General features: G+C 51.4%; 23 protein-coding genes, 1 tRNA gene and 1 pseudogene. 17 read left to right on the top strand and 8 right to left on the bottom strand.

What is annotated here, in order from left to right; genetic code table 11:
* Positions 1–867, bottom strand: a complete 867-nt coding sequence (folD, locus tag GRPL_RS02120; protein WP_004858880.1) for a bifunctional methylenetetrahydrofolate dehydrogenase/methenyltetrahydrofolate cyclohydrolase FolD — start codon at positions 865–867, stop codon at positions 1–3.
* Positions 868–1,223: 356 nt separating this feature from the next.
* Here folD and GRPL_RS02125 point away from each other — a divergent pair.
* A tRNA-Arg gene (locus GRPL_RS02125) sits at positions 1,224–1,300 on the top strand.
* 15 nt (positions 1,301–1,315) lie between these two features.
* On the opposite strand, the pseudogene GRPL_RS27285 reads toward GRPL_RS02125, so the two are convergent.
* Positions 1,316–1,511: pseudogene (locus GRPL_RS27285) on the bottom strand (integrase); the annotation flags it as partial.
* Between the two features lie 42 nt (positions 1,512–1,553).
* Here GRPL_RS27285 and GRPL_RS02130 point away from each other — a divergent pair.
* From GRPL_RS02130 to GRPL_RS27920, 8 genes are all read left to right on the top strand, one after another.
* Positions 1,554–1,739 carry a hypothetical protein gene (locus GRPL_RS02130; protein ID WP_032689153.1) on the top strand — a complete coding sequence of 62 codons (186 nt, stop codon included), beginning with the start codon at positions 1,554–1,556 and terminating at the stop codon, positions 1,737–1,739.
* A 326-nt stretch (positions 1,740–2,065) separates the two neighbouring features.
* Entirely contained in the window at positions 2,066–2,359 is a 294-nt protein-coding gene (locus GRPL_RS0126080) for a hypothetical protein (protein WP_032689152.1), read from the top strand.
* Positions 2,360–3,171: 812 nt separating this feature from the next.
* Entirely contained in the window at positions 3,172–3,963 is a 792-nt protein-coding gene (locus GRPL_RS02135) for an efflux RND transporter periplasmic adaptor subunit (protein ID WP_228134586.1), read from the top strand.
* Complete coding sequence (locus GRPL_RS02140) at positions 3,960–4,661, top strand: heavy metal response regulator transcription factor (RefSeq protein ID WP_032689151.1); 702 nt, start codon at positions 3,960–3,962, stop codon at positions 4,659–4,661. Before GRPL_RS02135 ends, GRPL_RS02140 begins: the two co-directional genes overlap by 4 nt.
* Positions 4,642–6,069 carry a heavy metal sensor histidine kinase gene (locus GRPL_RS02145; protein ID WP_227699615.1) on the top strand — a complete coding sequence of 476 codons (1,428 nt, stop codon included), beginning with the start codon at positions 4,642–4,644 and terminating at the stop codon, positions 6,067–6,069. The genes GRPL_RS02140 and GRPL_RS02145 overlap by 20 nt, the downstream gene beginning before the upstream one ends.
* A gap of 69 nt (positions 6,070–6,138) precedes the next feature.
* Complete coding sequence (locus tag GRPL_RS02150) at positions 6,139–6,708, top strand: class I SAM-dependent methyltransferase (RefSeq protein ID WP_046853005.1); 570 nt, start codon at positions 6,139–6,141, stop codon at positions 6,706–6,708.
* A 43-nt stretch (positions 6,709–6,751) separates the two neighbouring features.
* Entirely contained in the window at positions 6,752–7,552 is an 801-nt protein-coding gene (locus tag GRPL_RS02155) for a COG4705 family protein (protein WP_032689149.1), read from the top strand.
* On the top strand, positions 7,549–7,704 hold the full coding sequence (locus GRPL_RS27920) for a hypothetical protein (RefSeq protein WP_155274647.1): 156 nt from the start codon (positions 7,549–7,551) through the stop codon (positions 7,702–7,704). Before GRPL_RS02155 ends, GRPL_RS27920 begins: the two co-directional genes overlap by 4 nt.
* 48 nt (positions 7,705–7,752) lie before the next feature.
* Here the strand turns inward: GRPL_RS27920 and GRPL_RS02160 are convergent, their stop codons facing one another.
* A complete protein-coding gene (locus tag GRPL_RS02160; protein WP_032700647.1) occupies positions 7,753–8,103 on the bottom strand; it encodes a DUF1304 domain-containing protein in 351 nt (116 codons plus the stop codon).
* Positions 8,104–8,274: 171 nt separating this feature from the next.
* On the opposite strand from GRPL_RS02160, the gene GRPL_RS02165 reads away from it, so the two are divergent.
* Positions 8,275–9,561, top strand: coding sequence for a citrate synthase (locus tag GRPL_RS02165; RefSeq protein WP_032689146.1), 1,287 nt, complete (start codon positions 8,275–8,277; stop codon positions 9,559–9,561).
* A 189-nt stretch (positions 9,562–9,750) separates the two neighbouring features.
* On the opposite strand, the gene GRPL_RS28520 is transcribed toward GRPL_RS02165, so the two are convergent.
* From GRPL_RS28520 to GRPL_RS02175, 3 genes are all read right to left on the bottom strand, one after another.
* Positions 9,751–9,864, bottom strand: a complete 114-nt coding sequence (locus GRPL_RS28520; protein WP_350340430.1) for a YnaM/YnfT family protein — start codon at positions 9,862–9,864, stop codon at positions 9,751–9,753.
* A 39-nt stretch (positions 9,865–9,903) separates the two neighbouring features.
* The gene (locus GRPL_RS02170; protein ID WP_032689145.1) at positions 9,904–10,140 is read right to left on the bottom strand and encodes a hypothetical protein; all 237 of its coding nucleotides are present in this window, start codon (positions 10,138–10,140) and stop codon (positions 9,904–9,906) included.
* Between the two features lie 210 nt (positions 10,141–10,350).
* The gene (locus tag GRPL_RS02175) at positions 10,351–10,584 is read right to left on the bottom strand and encodes a hypothetical protein (RefSeq protein ID WP_032689144.1); all 234 of its coding nucleotides are present in this window, start codon (positions 10,582–10,584) and stop codon (positions 10,351–10,353) included.
* A gap of 554 nt (positions 10,585–11,138) precedes the next feature.
* On the opposite strand from GRPL_RS02175, the gene ymcF reads away from it, so the two are divergent.
* From ymcF to GRPL_RS02185, 3 genes are all read left to right on the top strand, one after another.
* Positions 11,139–11,327 carry a cold shock small protein YmcF gene (ymcF, locus tag GRPL_RS28125; protein WP_072010708.1) on the top strand — a complete coding sequence of 63 codons (189 nt, stop codon included), beginning with the start codon at positions 11,139–11,141 and terminating at the stop codon, positions 11,325–11,327.
* A gap of 87 nt (positions 11,328–11,414) precedes the next feature.
* Positions 11,415–11,645 carry a hypothetical protein gene (locus tag GRPL_RS02180; protein WP_032689141.1) on the top strand — a complete coding sequence of 77 codons (231 nt, stop codon included), beginning with the start codon at positions 11,415–11,417 and terminating at the stop codon, positions 11,643–11,645.
* 141 nt (positions 11,646–11,786) lie between these two features.
* Positions 11,787–11,999, top strand: coding sequence for a hypothetical protein (locus GRPL_RS02185; protein ID WP_004858906.1), 213 nt, complete (start codon positions 11,787–11,789; stop codon positions 11,997–11,999).
* A gap of 9 nt (positions 12,000–12,008) precedes the next feature.
* Here GRPL_RS02185 and GRPL_RS02190 read toward each other — a convergent pair whose 3' ends face one another.
* A complete protein-coding gene (locus tag GRPL_RS02190) occupies positions 12,009–12,281 on the bottom strand; it encodes a hypothetical protein (RefSeq protein ID WP_004858909.1) in 273 nt (90 codons plus the stop codon).
* Between the two features lie 471 nt (positions 12,282–12,752).
* Between GRPL_RS02190 and GRPL_RS28370 the strand changes: the two genes are divergently transcribed.
* Positions 12,753–12,917, top strand: coding sequence for a YnfU family zinc-binding protein (locus GRPL_RS28370; RefSeq protein WP_213084089.1), 165 nt, complete (start codon positions 12,753–12,755; stop codon positions 12,915–12,917).
* Positions 12,918–13,028: 111 nt separating this feature from the next.
* Here the strand turns inward: GRPL_RS28370 and GRPL_RS02195 are convergent, their stop codons facing one another.
* Positions 13,029–13,895, bottom strand: a complete 867-nt coding sequence (locus GRPL_RS02195) for a GNAT family N-acetyltransferase (RefSeq protein ID WP_032689137.1) — start codon at positions 13,893–13,895, stop codon at positions 13,029–13,031.
* A gap of 397 nt (positions 13,896–14,292) precedes the next feature.
* Here GRPL_RS02195 and GRPL_RS02200 point away from each other — a divergent pair, with 397 nt between their 5' ends.
* From GRPL_RS02200 to GRPL_RS02210, 3 genes are all read left to right on the top strand, one after another.
* The gene (locus tag GRPL_RS02200) at positions 14,293–15,096 is read left to right on the top strand and encodes an alpha/beta hydrolase (protein ID WP_032700646.1); all 804 of its coding nucleotides are present in this window, start codon (positions 14,293–14,295) and stop codon (positions 15,094–15,096) included.
* Positions 15,084–15,455, top strand: coding sequence for a RidA family protein (locus GRPL_RS02205; RefSeq protein WP_032689134.1), 372 nt, complete (start codon positions 15,084–15,086; stop codon positions 15,453–15,455). Before GRPL_RS02200 ends, GRPL_RS02205 begins: the two co-directional genes overlap by 13 nt.
* Positions 15,456–15,510: 55 nt before the next feature.
* Positions 15,511–16,268, top strand: a 758-nt coding sequence (locus GRPL_RS02210; RefSeq protein WP_032700645.1) for an aminotransferase class I/II-fold pyridoxal phosphate-dependent enzyme, incomplete at its 3' end; no start/stop codon positions are given.

The raw sequence follows: 16,268 nt of genomic DNA, 5'->3' as shown, positions 1-16,268 counted from the left end.
TCAGGCCTCCTGAATGTCGTGATATTCTTCGCACGCCTGTAGCGTGTTTTGAATCAGTGTAGCAACGGTCATCGGGCCAACGCCGCCCGGGACTGGCGTAATGTATGACGCGCGTTCCGCGGCATCTTCGAAGACCACGTCTCCGACCACTTTGCCGCTTTCCAGACGGTTAATACCGACATCCACAACGATGGCGCCTTCTTTGATCCACTCGCCCGGGATAAAGCCCGGTTTACCGACCGCAACAATCAGCAGGTCGGCATTTTCGACATGCTGACGCAGATTCCGCGTAAAGCGGTGGGTTACGGTAGTGGTGCAGCCCGCCAGCAGCAGCTCCATGCTCATCGGACGGCCCACGATGTTCGATGCACCGATAACCACGGCATTCAGGCCGTAGGTGTCGATATTGTAACGCTCGAGCAGAGTGACGATTCCGCGCGGCGTACACGGGCGCAGTCGCGGGGCGCGCTGGCACAGACGGCCGACGTTGTAAGGGTGGAAACCGTCAACATCTTTGTCCGGGGCGATACGCTCCAGCACTTTCACGTTATCAATTCCGGCAGGCAGCGGCAGCTGTACCAGAATACCGTCGATAGTGGTATCGGCATTCAGCGTATCAATAAGCTCCAGTAATTCCGCTTCGCTGGTGGTTTCCGGGAGATCGTATGAGCGGGAGACAAATCCCACCTCTTCACACGCTTTGCGCTTGCTGCCGACATAAATCTGCGACGCCGGGTTGCTGCCGACCAGTACGACGGCTAGCCCTGGGGCGCGTTTTCCGGCCGCAGTGCGGGCCTTCACTTTTTCCGCAACCTCAGAGCGTACCTGCTGCGCAATCGTTTTACCGTCAATAATTTTTGCTGCCATCAGAGAGAGGATTCCATCTGTATCGTAACGAAAGGGGGATGCGGATATTTTGTCAGAAGCCAGCCTCGCTGTCAGTCCTCGTTTGAGTTTTTATCCCTCTTTGACAAAACTTGTGGCTAAAGACACTGCGGTTTAAAGGGATATTGGGGGCATTTATGGGGAATTGGGACGCGTTATTGTCGTCGATGATGGATAAGTGCTGAAAACAGGTGTCGGGCGATCTTTGCGCAACCTTTGTCGCATATGTAGGCAAGTTAGTTATGCCGCAGCAGTTTCATGGCAAAATGCATTGACTCACTGAGCGTTGACCGTATAATTCCAGGCGGTTTCACCCCATGAAGCATCCGCATTTCAGTGCGCCCTTAGCTCAGCTGGATAGAGCAACGGCCTTCTAAGCCGTAGGTCACAGGTTCGAACCCTGTAGGGCGTACCATTCAAAATCAGTTAGTTACACTAATTTTAATCCAGCCTGATTTTCTCCATGTGTCGTATTTGTGTCGTTATTGCCAAAAATCGAGCCAATTTGTCGCGCATACTCAGTTAAATGGTTAGCTGCAAAGTGGGCATATCTGCGTACCATCTTTATGCACTCCCATTTCCCGCACAACAGAAAGCGGAACGCCGGACTGAATTAACCAACAGGCGGCCACCCGCTCGACCCGACAATCTGGTTAGAGGAAAGTGAATTGATAAAGGACTACCTGATTGTGGCCTACCTGACGGCAATTGCTGGCTGGCCAGTCACGCTGACATTAACTGGACTCTCTGCAGGAGTGGCACTCTATACGAGACGCAGGGTGCTGGGCGTTGTTCTCATCGTTTTGTGCATGCTGGTGGCCATCGCAGCGTGGCAGTTTGAACGTTACATGTAGAATCATCCCCCACTGATAAAATGCCCATATCTTATTTACAGGCAGAAACGGCGTGTTCTGGCTATGTATGTCAGGAGTGGCGTGTTATCGTTTTTAGTCCTGAGTGAAACTGGCAAAGAGACGACGATAGCCCGAGGTGAGGCATTAGGCCTGGCACAGGCTTTTAATGCGCGGGCAGGTCAATAACGCCTGTTGTGAGTGTTGAGGTAAAGCTCGTAGTTGACCTACCATTTTTAATGGAACATTACAGGCAATTGCGAAAGATCAATATTGACTAACATTTCAGTGAATATCCTGGAGGTTCCTCTAACGCTCGAGAGAGCTAAATGAATATAAAATCAGTCACGACTGTCGTACTCGCTGCCGTCTTCGTTTTTGTATCAGAGATGGCCATCGCCAAATCTAACCAGCTAACTGATGACCAGGTTAAGCAAAGAATTATCGACGACTCTATCGCATCCTATCCCGGCACCTGCGCCTGTCCATTTAATACGGCACGCAACGGAAGCTCATGCGGCCGCCGCAGCGCCTGGAGCAAAGCCGGTGGGGCTTCACCCATCTGCTACAAGAAAGAGATCTCGAAGGCGATGATCAAAGAATGGCATCAGCAGAATCTGTAAGCCTCGACAGCTTAACGGTGAGATTTTGCTTTTGAAACATCGCGTATGTTGGTTCAACATCAGGCGGTGTTGGTTCGATTTTTTGCTAAATATTTAAATAAAATAACGGATTTTACGTTTTGAGGAAACTGAATCAACATATTTTGTCTGTATATAGAAAATTCTCCCGTACGTAAATTTGAGTGCAATTTGGGGCCAATGAAAGTTACCGGTATATGAGACCCCTCCAGAATAAAAATTGCATGATAAAGAGTCAGGGTCAGGCCATAGAAAAATATATGGGGAGGCATTGGGGGAGAGGTATAATTTTATTAATTTATGAGTCGATTTCAGTAAGCGAACGCAGAATGGTCGTTATTAAAAATGGCGACCGCGGTCGCCATGATGATTAATAACAGGTACCGCCAGCATGATGTGAACCTGTTCCGCCATGCGGATGGGTACCTTTCGGACAGGCGATTGCAGAAACCGACATGACGCCAAACGCGGCAACCAGAATTATTACTATGATTTTTTTCATTTTTTAAACCTTGCCTGAAACGGTAATGCGATGGTTATTGCAGGTTCGCTCTGCGGCGATTAAATATTATATCCGGCCTGAATCCGTTCTGATGCGGGGATTAATATTAACTTTTTAATGCGTCTATTGCATTCATCAAATAGGTATAAAAACCGCTCACGTTATCCATTTTTGCTCACCATCAGGGGCTGCGTTTCGCCACGCAGATGACAAAATTGTCATTCGGCTGGCGCCTTTTTGTCGGGCGGCGGTGAGTAGACTGGTATGACTGTTTTTCTGACGGCATAGAGCCATGAACGTATTATGCATCAGACCCTTTCCGGTCATCCTTCTGCTGGCAGGCCCCCTTGCGCTGTATCTGTTTTTTTTCCGCCAGAATGCCGTATCAGCCTCCCCGAAAAACGCGCCGCCGCCGTTAGTGAGTTTGTCTTCGGCGCAGCTCACCTCGCTGCCGCTGAGTCTGACGACGCAAGGGGATGTGATCTCGCTTAATCAGGTTGATATCCAATCGCAAATTACCGGAACGGTTAAGCGCGTGGCGTTTCAGGAAGGGGCATTTGTCCGGCAGGGACAGCTGCTGTTTACTCTCGAGGATTCCACGCAACAGGCAACTCTGCATCGGGACCAGGCGTCCCGGGCGCAGGCGCAATCGCAGCGGGATCTGGCGCGTGGCCGTGCGTTGAAGGCGCAGAACGACATTTCAGCCTCCGACTGGGACACTTTGCTCAGTATCCGCCAACAATATGTGGCCCAGGCGCAGGCGGCGCAGGAAGATATTCTTAGTGCCGAAGCGCAGCTGGGCTATACGCGGATTTATGCTCCGGTGAGCGGCAAAACAGGCGCGCTCAATGTACATCCCGGTAGTCTGGTGCAGCCGGGCAGCAGTCTACTGCTGGTTACCGTTCATCAATTTGACCCGGTGGGGATCTCGTTAACGCTTGCGGAAAACGATCTCAATGCCGTGGTGGGCGGGCTGGTGTTTTCGCAATTTATTACCCTGTTTATTACCCCGGTGCTGTATCTTCTCTTTGAGAAAACTGGGCGGAAAAGTGCGGCCCTGGCGCCGCAGACGGAGGCACAATGAGACTACTGCTGGTTGAAGATCAAACGATGGCGGCGGACTATATCGCCAGGGGGCTGCGGGAGAACGACTTTGTGGTCGATGTCGCGCACGATGGCGTGGACGGTTTACACTTTTTGCTGACTAACGACTACGATCTGGCGATTCTCGACGTGATGCTGCCGGGGATGAATGGCTGGAAAATCCTGGAGCTGGCCCGACAGGCAGGAAAGCTGACGCCGGTGATGTTTCTCACCGCCCGTGATGACGTTGAAGACCGGGTATGTGGCCTGGAGCTGGGGGCGGAAGATTACCTGATTAAGCCTTTCTCTTTCAGCGAACTGCTGGCGAGAGTACGGGTAATTATGCGCCGTGGCGCACCTCATGCCGCCAGCAGCGAGGAGGCTGTGCTGCAGATAAGCGATCTGCAACTCGATTTTCTCAAGCACCGGGCGTCGCGTAATGGTAAACGTATTGAGTTGACGCAAAAGGAGTTTCTGCTGCTGAGTTTGCTGATGCGCCGCCGTGGCGAAGTGCTGTCGCGTACCGTGCTGGCCGAACAGGTGTGGGATATGAATTTTGACCCGGAGACCAACGTGATTGATGTTGCAGTCCGCCGCCTGCGTAGCAAAATCGACGACGGGTATGAGGTGAAGCTGCTGCATACCATCCGTGGCGCGGGATACGTACTGGAAGAGAGGAATGATGCTGATTCCGCGTAATTTTCCGATAACGCTGCGACTGACGCTCTACTTCTCCCTTGCCATGGGGCTGGTATTGTACAGCGTGACCGGCCTGCTGTACTCGACGATGCGTAACCAGCTCGGGCAGAAGGATATCGACGAGCTACGCAGTACGCTGCGTTTTCAACAGGAGATAGCAACCACCATCAGCGAGCGCCAGGGGCCGAAGGATCTCTGGCAGCAGGAGCTATTCGAGTTCATCGCTCGTCAGGAACGGCTGTCGCTACGTATTATCAGCCCGGACGGTAAGGTCTGGGCGCAGTCGAAAAATATGCACGTACCGCAGCAGGATTTTCCGGCCCCGTCCAGTGAGTTCCACTACAGCGAGTGGAAATATTCCCGCCACGACGTCAGTGAAAAATATCTGATCGTCTCAACGGAATTTATCCTCAAAGATAATCAACCGTGGCGAGTCCAGGCGGCGCTGAATGTATCAAAAAACAATGAGATCATTGAAGACTACTGGCAACGAATGCAGATTGTCGCGGCGCTGGCGGTGGTTCTCTTTTCTGCTCTTGGCTACTGGCTGGCGCGAAGGGGGTTACTGCCGCTGCGCACCATGAGCCGGGAGATTGAGCATATCCACGCCGGGGAGTTACACACTCGCCTGTCGACCCAGCGCTGGCCGTCGGAACTGAATGTGCTGTCGGCATCCTTCGACGGCATGATGACCCGTCTTGAAGCCTCTTTTACGCAGTTGACCCGTTTTTCATCGGATATAGCCCATGAGCTGCGTGGTCCCATCAACAATCTGATTTCCGCCGCCAGCGTAACGCAAAGCAAAGCTCGCAGCGCGGAAGAGTACCGGGACACGCTGGCGGCCATTGTGGAAGAGGGCGAGCGCCTGTCGCGAATGATTTCATCGATGCTGTTCCTCGCCCGGGCCGATAACAGCCGTGAGCCGCTGCATCTTGAACACCTCACCAGTGCGACGGAGTTTGCGCGTCAGATAAACCTCTATGATGTGCTGGCGGAGGAGAAGAACATCACCCTGATCAGCGAAGGAGAAGTGGATTTTTACGCTGACCCGATTCATCTGCAGCGTGCGCTGTCGAACCTGTTGTCCAATGCGCTACGCCACACGCCCTCCGGCGGTAAAATTGTGCTGCGCGCCGGGCGGGAAAATGGTCAGATTGTGCTCAGCGTCGAAGATAATGGCGAAGGCATCAGCCCCGAACATTTGCCGCATATTTTCGACCGTTTTTACCGACTGGATGACGCCCGTAGCAACGCTGAGAACACCGGTCTGGGGTTGGCGCTGGTCAAAACCATTGCGGAGCTGCACGGCGGCAGGATAGTCGTGACGAGCACACCGCACAGGGGCAGCTGTTTTTCATTGCTCCTGCCTGAGCGCAACGAAAGCCCCCTCAAGCGAACAAAATTGTAATCCGGGCGTTGAGCCAGAGTCATCCACGGTAGCGGATAATCCATTATCCGCTACCGTCAGGTGATAATCATGCATAACAATCCATTTTCTCATTCTGCCGGAGCCGCGTTGACGCGCGGTTCTTCTTACCTGCGCCAGTTTATTGCCGACCCGAGGACGACCGGGGCGCTGCTGCCTTCATCGGCCGCGCTCTGTCGCGCGATGATGAACCAGGTTGACTGGGGCGTCAGCCTGTCGATTGCCGAGCTGGGCGCGGCTAACGGTGTGTTAACAAAAGGGATCCTGTCGCGGATGCGCCGCGATGCGATGCTCGATGCCTATGAAATTAATCCGGGATTCGTCGGCCAGCTACAGGCCATTGACGATCGCCGTCTTAACGTGGTGGCCGCATCGGCGGAAAGGCTGATCAATCCCTACGATATCGTCTTTTCCTGCCTGCCGCTGCTCTCGCTTCCGCTGCGTATCAGCATGCGCATTCTGAATCAGATCCGCCAACAGATGTCGGCGCACGGACTGTTTATCCAGTTTCAGTACAGCCCATTGTCTGAAACGTTGCTTTCCCGCTATTTCCGCTGGCAGCGCATTGTGGTGATGCGCAATCTGCCGCCCGCATTGGTGTATGTCTGCACGCTACGTTAACGCTGGTCTGTGCCAGTAGAAGATAGGTAATAAGAGGGGATATATGAATACGTCGACAATATCGCCGCCGTGGCTGAATAAAGTGCCTGAGGTCACGCTGGTCTTCTGGTTAATTAAAATGATGTCGACCACGGTCGGGGAAACCGCTGCCGATTATCTCAATATGGATTTGGGATTTGGTCTGCTGAATACTTCGTGGGTGGTCGGCGGGCTGTTGCTCGTCACTCTGGTTTTTCAACTGCGGGAAACTCGCTATCAGCCGGTGATCTATTGGCTGACGGTAGTGTTTATCAGCATTTTCGGGACCCTGGTGACCGACAATTTAAGCGATGCTTTACATGTACCGCTAGCCTATAGCTCGCTCTTTTTCGCCCTGGCGCTGCTGGTGACTTTTGTTCTGTGGTACGCGCGCGAAAAGACCCTGTCCATTCACCATATCGATAACCGGGTCAGAGAGCGGTTCTACTGGTTGGCTATTTTGTTTACTTTTGCGCTGGGGACAGCCGTAGGGGATGGTCTGGCTGAAGGGCTGAACATGGGCTATTACAGCGCAGCGGCCTTCTTTGGCGGCTGGATTTTAATCATTGCGACGGCACGCTTTGTTTTCCGTGCCAATGCGGTGTTCTGCTTCTGGGCGGCATATATCCTGACCCGTCCCTTCGGTGCCGCCTGCGGTGATCTGTTGTCACAGCCGGTAGAAAACGGCGGTTTTGGCTTTGGCGCCAACGTCGTCAGCCTGATCTTCGGGGCCGTTATTGTTGTACTGGTAGGCTGCCTGTCGATTATTGAACGACACAAGCCGGCGCCAGATTCCGTGCGCAGCGATGAGGAGTCGCCGAGATGAAGAGAAAAGGAGTCTATCTGTTGTGGCTTATGGCTTCGCTGCTGAGTATCGGGCCCGCGATGTCCGATGCGCGGGTCCATAAAGTGGCCAGCATATGGGTGCTTTCGCCAATGGCCTGGGAGGCATCCCGGCACTTACCGCCCGGAGAGTGACTCACGTCCCGCCGTCAAAGTCGACGGCGGTCTTCTCCGATGCCTGCATTAGCTGACGTACAGCGCTATCAGCGCCACCGTTGCCGGAAGTGCCTGCACATACAGTATTTTTCGGCTGGCGGTTACGGCGCCGAACAGCCCGGCGATCACCACGCAGATCAGAAAGAACGCTTTAAACTCAAATCCGCTCTCTGGACTCCAGAGTCCCCACAGCAAACCCGCGGCCAAAAAACCGTTATACAGGCCCTGATTGGCTGCCATCACCCGGGTCTCGCGGGCAAAACTGGCGCTAAGGCCGAATGCTTTGCGCCCGGTCGGGCTCTCCCACAAAAACATCTCCAGGATCAGAATGTAGATATGGATGGCGGCGACGACAAAAATAAGCGTATTGGCTAACACGGTAGTCCTTATTCAGGTTAGAGCACAGGAAGCCCGGGTAAAACCCGCTTTTATCGCGTGTTTAACCGTTTATATCAAAGAATAGCCGCATCACCCTGGCTATGTTGGAAATTCGGCCTGAAGAATGTCTTCAGGGTGATCATGCGTTGGCTGTTGAGGGGAATTTACAGGATGGGAACGAAACCGTTAATACTTTCTTTGGATGGACAAGAGGCCATCCCTCTGAATACGGTGTCCGGGACGCTGGGTCACCTCGGTATTGATCTCCGCGCGCTCGCGAATTCAGGAATATGCAGTTTTGACCCTGGCTTCAGCAATACCGCCGGCTGTGAGTCGGCCATTTCCTATATCGATACTGAAAATAGCGTCCTGCTGCACCGTGGCTACCCGGTAGACCAGCTGGCCAGGCAGTGTGAATTCCTGGAGGTGGCGTACATTATGCTGCACGGCGAGGCGCCCGATGAGGAGAGTTATCAGGTCTTCCGGGAAAAAATTACCCGTCACACCCTGGTGCACGAACAGATGGCGAAAATGTGCAGCGGATTTCGTCGCGACTCCCATCCGATGGCGCTGATGTGTGCCATGGTGGGCGCACTGGCCGCGTTCTATCACGATGTGCTGGATGTCGAAAACCCCGAGCATCGTGCGCTGGCCGCCACCCGCTTGCTTTCCAAAATGCCCACCCTCGCGGCGATGAGCTATAAGTTTTCTATCGAGCAACCTGCGGTCTACCCAAGAAACGATCTCTCTTATGCCGGGAATTTCCTGCATATGCTGTTTGCGATTCCAGCGGAAAAGTACCAGGTGAATCCGGTTATTGAGCAAGCCTTGAACCAGATTATGGTGCTCCATGCCGATCACGGGCAGTGTGCATCGACCACGACGGTTCGTGCGGCCGGCTCCTCCGGGGCTAATCTCTTCGCCTGCGTGGCGGCCGGTCTGGCGTCGATGTGGGGGCCGATGCACGGCGGCGCCAACGAGGCCAGCATGCAAATGCTGGGGGATATTGAGAGCGTCGAACAGGTCCCGGCCTTTATCAGTAAGGTGAAAAGGGATCCTCTGGCTTTCCGCCGACTGGGCTTTGGCAACTCGCGCTACAAATATCTCGATCCCCGGGCGGCCATTCTGCGCGAAACCTGCCATAAGGTGCTGGCGGAGCTGGGAATGTCGGACCGACTGCTTCAGGTGGCAATGGCTCTGGAAGAGGTGGCGCTCAACGATTCCTACTTTGTTGAGAATGGACTTTCGCCGAGCGTCGATTTCTATACCGCCGTGATCCTGAAAGCGATGGGGCTACCTTCGTCGATGTTTGTCGTCATGACCGCGGTGGGGCGTACGCTGGGTTGGGTCGCACACTGGAACGAAATGCATGAGTCGCCGCTGAATATTTACCGTCCACGCCAGATTTACACCGGAGAAGCCGCGCGGGATTACGTTTCACGTCGCGGGATAAAATAAACGCATGCCCGGTCCGGTGATGAAAGGCATTGCCGGACTTTCCACATGCGGGGCAGGACAGGGAGCGGTTGGCCAGAGATGCGTCGTTATGCTATCTGCAATGCAGCCGGTAGCGATGCAACAGGATGTCTGAGGAAGAGATAGCGTCGAGGTGCTGGCCTTTAGCGGAAGATTAAATTGCGATGAAGTTTATATATCCGTGTTATCGGGGTTATTTGAAACGGCAATCCATAACAGCGACAGGGAAAATAAAGCCAGCGCGGCGACGGAACCGATAATTCCGAGATAAATAAATAGTGTCATAAACATAGTGTGACCTTCGGTGTAGTTAATCAGTGTTGGTTATATTTTTTTAAAATCAATCGATAAGCTCTCTTCCAGAGCATCAATCGCAATCTGCAAGAGGGGGCCTTCATCGGACCAGTTCTTTCTGGCTCCCGGGCTTTTCAGCAGCGCCAGCAGTCCGGCTGCACCCACAGGCGCACCGCTGCTGATAATTTCAAGCACAGCGTCCCCGATAATCGCTCTGACCGTCGGTAGCTGGGATGGATGGCAAAAAAAAGTGTTTGCCGCTTTCATGTTGAAACCTCGAAGGACGCGTTCGGCGCGAGTTGCTAACTCTGACGTTGGCTCAGGCAAATGACTCTGCATATCATTGTGGGCCAACTACGACGATGCACCTTTTTACAGGTGAAAGATACAAATTAATTCTCTTCAGAGAACATTTAAAAAAAACTTAAGTTATTGAAAGGGATAGCGAGCCAGATAGCGGTGCAGCCGCCGTGGCCATTATAATTTTCCGTTTACGCGTTGATTATCCGACAAAACGTCGATTGCGGTTTGCAGGGCAATTTTATCATCGCGGCTCTTTTGCGTGCGCTGAAGCACCTGCAGATACTCACGTAGCGTTCTGGCGTTGATCGGGCGGCCAAGCTTTCCGACTTCAAGCACGGCATTGCCCAGAATGATTTTAACGGGCGGGAGCTGGGCTGGGTACCAGTCAAGGGTGTCTTCCGATCTCATAGCAAAAATCTCCGGGAGAGACAGAATACCACAAAATAAGTGTAACATGGGGCGCCAGCAGGAATAAGCTACTGATAAAGTTGTCAGTTATAGTCAGTATTTGCATAGTTTTACGGGCAAAAAAATACTGTTAAAAAGCTGTAAAAAATAATGCTTGCCAATTGCTGATTTACATGCGTTAATGGTTTCAACGGTTTGAGTCTTAAAAATTATCTGCAACAGTTCCTGGAATTTTCTCATCGCATTTATCATCTGATATCTCCTTTTGGGTATTTTTCTCTTCGATAAGTTTTTTTGCAGACCAGATATGCCCAAGGGCAAATTAAAAAAACGAACAACATATCTTAGACAATCACTAAAATAAGTCATGATTAAGCTGGTGAAAAACCTCAGATTAATCATACAGAGAACGGTCGCAAAGAAAGCGTATTCTTGGCCTGCTGTTCAGCACGGTGATTTCTGCACTATCCTTGAAAACCACAGATGAGTTTTCACCAGAGTATAACCTCTAGTCCCTGCGGTAGTGAATGTTGTCACACATCAAGGTTAACATTATGACTGAATACATTCATTTCAGATGCCCATGTTGTCATGGGTCACAATACAGAACATCGAATTACGATGTGACGGAAAAAAATCCCTTTGGCGCAAAATGTATCTTTTGTAAAACATCAATGATTACATTTGATAATATTGCTCCTTACATTTCCAGCGGCACGGCGACAATGGCGTGTCGGAAATAACGAAAGGGCCCCGGACGGGGCCTTTTCTTTTTCATCACACAATGCATGGCATAGTCATCATTATGCTTTCAGCCAGGTGGTAGACTCATGAAGAAAGTTATTGTTTTTTTCAATGCATTACCGGCAGTTGTCGCGAAAATAGTGCCGGGGGTAACAACAATATTACGTGAGTATCCTAACGGTGAACAAAAACAGCTGCAGATCATGTCTGCTGAATTTCCTTCCTTGACCGGCGATCATCGCATTGTGCATGTTGCCTCCGATCGCGATTTAACATCGGCCGAGATTCAAAACGCGGCGGTAAAACTGTTGTCATAGCGCAGCGATGAGCGGTCGGCTGCGGCAGGATGAGTCAACCTCTATGCCGCGCCGACAGGGGCGACAGCATCATTTAATGGGTGAATGTCCGGTGAGCACCTATAATTTAAAGGCGTGTGTTGCTATTTGAGGTAAAGATGTATGATTACGCACCCGGAAGTTCGGCGCTGGGCATCGGTGATGCTGACCTCCGCTTTACGCGGAGAGATGTCCCAGGAAGAAATATTGAAACAGGTTCATATGATTTGTGAGAATCATGGTTCAGCGTGCCTGGAAGATGTTATTGATGAAATTTTAATTGAAGCGGGCCGTATTGGCTCAGGGCATAGCGACGGCACGTTTTATCGACATTGAACCTGAACACTAAAAGGCTATCGTGAAAGATCCTTTTTCATCGGAGATGGTCAGCTCTTTTCTTTCCGCCGCCCATACCATCTCCTGATTCTTAGAGCTAAAATAAGACCCGCGCATAATTTTTTCTTCGCCAAAATCAAATGTGATCTCAACAGGATGAACGGTGATGTCAATCATATAAAGATGGCCATCGACGTAACCTTTTACGCTGGCCGTGACCTGTTTCCCAATCCCGATATCGGTACGACAATTTTGAGCGTGAATTGTTGAGTTTTCAGTCATTTCTTATCTCTTGTTTATCTGTAATCATTCGATATGAATGAACATTACCATATCTCATTCATCATATAAGAGGTAATTTAAGACTTATACTATTTATCTTATTTTTATCGGGATTTCTGCATTTAATAGGGCGATCGTGCTGTTTTTAGTGAAAACACCTGAAGCTGCGCATCATGATACCTCATACCGAGTCTGCCGCAAGCGGGACGCCTTCCGGAAAATAAGTAAAACCTCCTTTATATTGATGCAGTTAATAATATCTGACGATCGAGTAACACCATCGCGAGGGATGAACAGAAAATCGGCAATGAGGCATCCTGATTTAAGCGCGACGCGATGTCATCACGTAAATAGCGGATTAAACCGCGATAAATTCCTCCCCCTGGTCATTTCCCCGCGCGCCCTGATGTTGTGTGTTTTTTAATCAGTTAGTGGTATGATAGACCACATTCATTCAGCGGGTAAAGGTCTATGTCATTCTTCGACAACGCAGTGAAGCGCTTGAGTTCCACCTCTGATACCACGGTAACCTGCCCGCAATGCGGGCATAAATCACGGCAGCCGGTGAACAAAATTAAAAAAGGGGTGACATTATTGTGTCCGCGCTGCAAGTCTCTGTTTATCGTCACTAAATAATGTTTTCACCTCTTCCGCCACGCCCCGGTGGGATCATCGCGGGAGAGGTGGTTGCCGCCTGGGCTTCAGCCTCGGTACGGGCTTGCGCCAGTCGCAATATGGCCGGGGGACTCAGGCATGCGAGAGCGTCGGGAACATCAGCTTACGCTCCTTAAAGATATTTTCTTTTGCCGTATAGATGAAAAGAAAATCATCAATTTCAATTTTTTCATATTCACCTGCCCGGTCTTCCCTGGGAGTAAAGCCTAAAATAACCTGCCGGGTATGTTGCGCCGCAAGTTCATTCACGATGCTGGTCATCGAACTCGCGCTGTCACAGAAAATATCAAAACAGAGCAATGCATGATCGTTTTGCATGGCGATCGCCACGGCATTATTTTTCTCCGAGTAATAGACGAAGTGCTTCATAAACGCCGAGCAGTAGAACATCAACAGACCGAAGTTATTGTGTGCCGAAAGGCGGGAGAACGGGTTGGCTTTCTGATAATAGTATTTGAGGATATTCACATCGCTCTCTTTATCCATATCCAGCTTGCGAAAATCCCCGGCAACGGGCGTAACCGGCAGGGCGTACTGGTATTCGTCGGTTTGTTCAAAGCCGAATTTAGGATAGAAATCAACGGTTGTGGAGTTAGCGAAGAGAAAAATACCGTCGGCCTGCTCCTGCCAGTCAGTCAGAATATGGTTAATCAGCTGGCTGGCCAGGCCCTTTTCACGATGATCGGTGGCGGTCATCACGGTCCCAATCTGGATATAGCGCCTGGGTTCTCCCTGCCACATGAGATCGATAATGTTAGCCGACGCATTGGCAATCACTTTATTATGATCAACAAACGCATAAGGAATATAGGACTCGGTCCAGTAGCCTTTCTTGTACCACTCTTTAAAAGAGAGATCGAAGGTCTTAATTGCCAAATTAATGAAGCTGTTTCTTAACACATCATCATGGACAACCTGCTTGACTAATTTGTATTTCATTGGTCTGTATTCCTTTTTATAAGTTCTGAGACCTGACACGGCGACGACCAGTTTAATATCAAAAATATTGGCTCACTTATAGCGTTGAGTATGAACTTTTCCCGATGTTTGTACAGTTTGTCCCTTCAGTGGTTTCTCAGGACGTTGGCTCGGTCACAGTACGCTGGGCAGGAAGGGGGAAGAAGCCGACGAATGCGTGGACAGGTGAGCGCCGATCCTTGACCGTCATCATTTTCGCAGGCGCATTTCCCGATAAAAGTTTCACTGGTAAAACTTATTAGCTCTGAGATTTAATTTCTATTAACTCTCACGCATTCCACTTTGTGCAAGCTTGACAACATATTTTCTCATTGCTAATAGTTAAGCCACATCTTAAATAATAAACAAAGTTTAATATATGAAACTCAGCGTCGGGAGTTATGATAACAGCACAACCGTAGATAATGAGGCGGAAATACTGGCTGACTTTCAGCGACGAAGTCAGCAAGCGTACCAGTGCGGCGAAAATATGATGACTTTTTCTTATGGTGAACATCCACGGGAAGGTATTGACTGGTTTATTTCTGCCGCCAGAAAAATGGGCACGATAATATTTATTCATGGCGGGTACTGGCAATCCTGTAATAAAGAGGATTTTGCCTTTATTACTGTCGGGCCGCTGGCCCGTGGGTTTGATGTGATGTTGCTGGAATATACGTTAGCGCCGCAGGCGACGTTAACGACGATCCACCGCCAGATTGGGGCGGCGCTGGACGCCATTGGTCGCCAGCCGGGTCTGTGTAGCCCGGTTTATCTGTGTGGGCACTCCGCAGGCGGCCATCTGGCGGCCTGCTGGCAGGCGCATCCGCGTGTCGATGCGGTACTGGCAATCAGCGGGATTTATGAGCTTGAGCCTTTGCTGAATACAGCGGTCAACCGGTCACTGCAGCTGACGCCCCAGGAGGTGAATGACCTCAGCCCGCTGCGTCATTTAGCGACGAAGATCCCCCCTCTGACGCTGTTTTACGGCACCGCCGAGCGAGCCGAGCTCATCGCGCAAAGTGAAAACTACGCTCAGCGGTTGCGACAGCGGGGGAGGCCGGTTGACGCAATAGCCCTGCCGGGGGCTAACCACTACACCATTCTTGACGCGCTGTTTGCCACCGATGGCGCACTTTTCAGCCAGCTTTATCACTACGAGAATCCTTTATGCGAGACGTAATTCATACCGGCCTTCCGGATATCGGTCAGCCGTTCTCCTGGGCGACACGCGGCGGCGGGATGCTCTTTACCGCACATGGACCGGTTCGGGCTGATGGCACTATTGAAACCGGCCCGGCGGAACAGCAGATCGCCCTGACTTTCGATAATCTCACCCAGGCGCTACAGGCGGCAGGGAGCCACAGCGATAATGTTCTCCAGGTTATTATTTATCTGACTGACGTCAACGATGTTGCACGCCTTGATGATATTTACCGGCGCTACTTCAATGCCCCTTATCCAAATCGTTCGACGGTGATCGTTGATAAATTAGTCGTGCCGGGAATGAAAATAGAAATTACCGTCAGCGCTACGGCCTGAAAATAAAAAATAAATGTTCACCTGCCAGTCATATTTATTATGGCTAAGGATACCTATGTTCGCAGAAATTAAACCGTCGACTCCCGACCCTATTATGTCATTAATGGAAGCCTATTTGCAGGACCGCAATCCGCGGAAGGTGAATTTAGGCATCGGCTTATATTATGACGAGCGAGGAAAAGTTCCGCTGATGCGGGCCGTCGAGCAGGCAGAGCGGCGCCTGCTGGCGCAGCAGCAGCCGCACGGCTATCCGCCGATTGAAGGCAGCGCAAGCTTTGCCAGCCAGATACAGACCTTGCTGCTGGGGCCTGCCGCCCCGGAATCTGTGCTGGCGACGGTACAAACCGTTGGCGGTTCAGGGGCGTTGAAGCTGGCGGCAGATTTTCTCGTTCACTTTTTACAGCGTAAAGAGATTTGGGTCTCTGATCCAACCTGGGCCAACCATCAGGCGATTTTTTCCGGCGCAGGGCTGCAGGTGAACAGCTATCCCTATTTTGACAATCTCCGCGGCGAATTGCGCTTTGCCGACATGCTGACGGTCCTGCAGACGCTACCCGCCGGCACGGCGGTGCTGCTGCATCCATGCTGCCATAACCCGACCGGCACCGATCTGAGCCAGAGCCAGTGGCAGACGCTTCTGGGCGTGGTTCAGGCGCAGGGTCTGCTGCCATTTTTCGATATCGCCTATCAGGGGTTTGGCGCCGGGCTGGAGGAGGACTGCTATGCGCTGAGGCTGGCGCTGGCAAGCGATCTGGATTTTATCGTCGCCAACTCTTTTTCGAAAAATATCGCCTTGTACGGCCAGCGGGTAGG

Origin of the sequence: Klebsiella planticola ATCC 33531 (assembly GCF_000735435.1) — a bacterium.
GTDB classification, from domain to species: Bacteria; Pseudomonadota; Gammaproteobacteria; order Enterobacterales; family Enterobacteriaceae; genus Klebsiella; species Klebsiella planticola.
This window is presented reverse-complemented; position numbering and strand designations above follow the sequence as displayed.

Coding starts and splice junctions, on each gene's coding strand:
- GRPL_RS02170 (WP_032689145.1), bottom strand. CDS start 10,140: ATGAAAGCGGCAAACACTTTTTTTTGCCATCCATCCCAGCTACCGACG.
- GRPL_RS28520 (WP_350340430.1), bottom strand. CDS start 9,864: ATGACACTATTTATTTATCTCGGAATTATCGGTTCCGTCGCCGCGCTG.
- GRPL_RS02165 (WP_032689146.1), top strand. CDS start 8,275: ATGGGAACGAAACCGTTAATACTTTCTTTGGATGGACAAGAGGCCATC.
- GRPL_RS02200 (WP_032700646.1), top strand. CDS start 14,293: ATGAAACTCAGCGTCGGGAGTTATGATAACAGCACAACCGTAGATAAT.
- GRPL_RS27920 (WP_155274647.1), top strand. CDS start 7,549: ATGAAGAGAAAAGGAGTCTATCTGTTGTGGCTTATGGCTTCGCTGCTG.
- GRPL_RS02175 (WP_032689144.1), bottom strand. CDS start 10,584: ATGAGATCGGAAGACACCCTTGACTGGTACCCAGCCCAGCTCCCGCCC.
- ymcF (WP_072010708.1), top strand. CDS start 11,139: ATGACTGAATACATTCATTTCAGATGCCCATGTTGTCATGGGTCACAA.
- folD (WP_004858880.1), bottom strand. CDS start 867: ATGGCAGCAAAAATTATTGACGGTAAAACGATTGCGCAGCAGGTACGC.
- GRPL_RS02150 (WP_046853005.1), top strand. CDS start 6,139: ATGCATAACAATCCATTTTCTCATTCTGCCGGAGCCGCGTTGACGCGC.
- GRPL_RS02140 (WP_032689151.1), top strand. CDS start 3,960: ATGAGACTACTGCTGGTTGAAGATCAAACGATGGCGGCGGACTATATC.
- GRPL_RS02155 (WP_032689149.1), top strand. CDS start 6,752: ATGAATACGTCGACAATATCGCCGCCGTGGCTGAATAAAGTGCCTGAG.
- GRPL_RS02145 (WP_227699615.1), top strand. CDS start 4,642: ATGATGCTGATTCCGCGTAATTTTCCGATAACGCTGCGACTGACGCTC.
- GRPL_RS0126080 (WP_032689152.1), top strand. CDS start 2,066: ATGAATATAAAATCAGTCACGACTGTCGTACTCGCTGCCGTCTTCGTT.
- GRPL_RS02205 (WP_032689134.1), top strand. CDS start 15,084: ATGCGAGACGTAATTCATACCGGCCTTCCGGATATCGGTCAGCCGTTC.
- GRPL_RS02185 (WP_004858906.1), top strand. CDS start 11,787: ATGATTACGCACCCGGAAGTTCGGCGCTGGGCATCGGTGATGCTGACC.
- GRPL_RS02180 (WP_032689141.1), top strand. CDS start 11,415: ATGAAGAAAGTTATTGTTTTTTTCAATGCATTACCGGCAGTTGTCGCG.
- GRPL_RS02135 (WP_228134586.1), top strand. CDS start 3,172: ATGAACGTATTATGCATCAGACCCTTTCCGGTCATCCTTCTGCTGGCA.
- GRPL_RS02190 (WP_004858909.1), bottom strand. CDS start 12,281: ATGACTGAAAACTCAACAATTCACGCTCAAAATTGTCGTACCGATATC.
- GRPL_RS02195 (WP_032689137.1), bottom strand. CDS start 13,895: ATGAAATACAAATTAGTCAAGCAGGTTGTCCATGATGATGTGTTAAGA.
- GRPL_RS28370 (WP_213084089.1), top strand. CDS start 12,753: ATGTCATTCTTCGACAACGCAGTGAAGCGCTTGAGTTCCACCTCTGAT.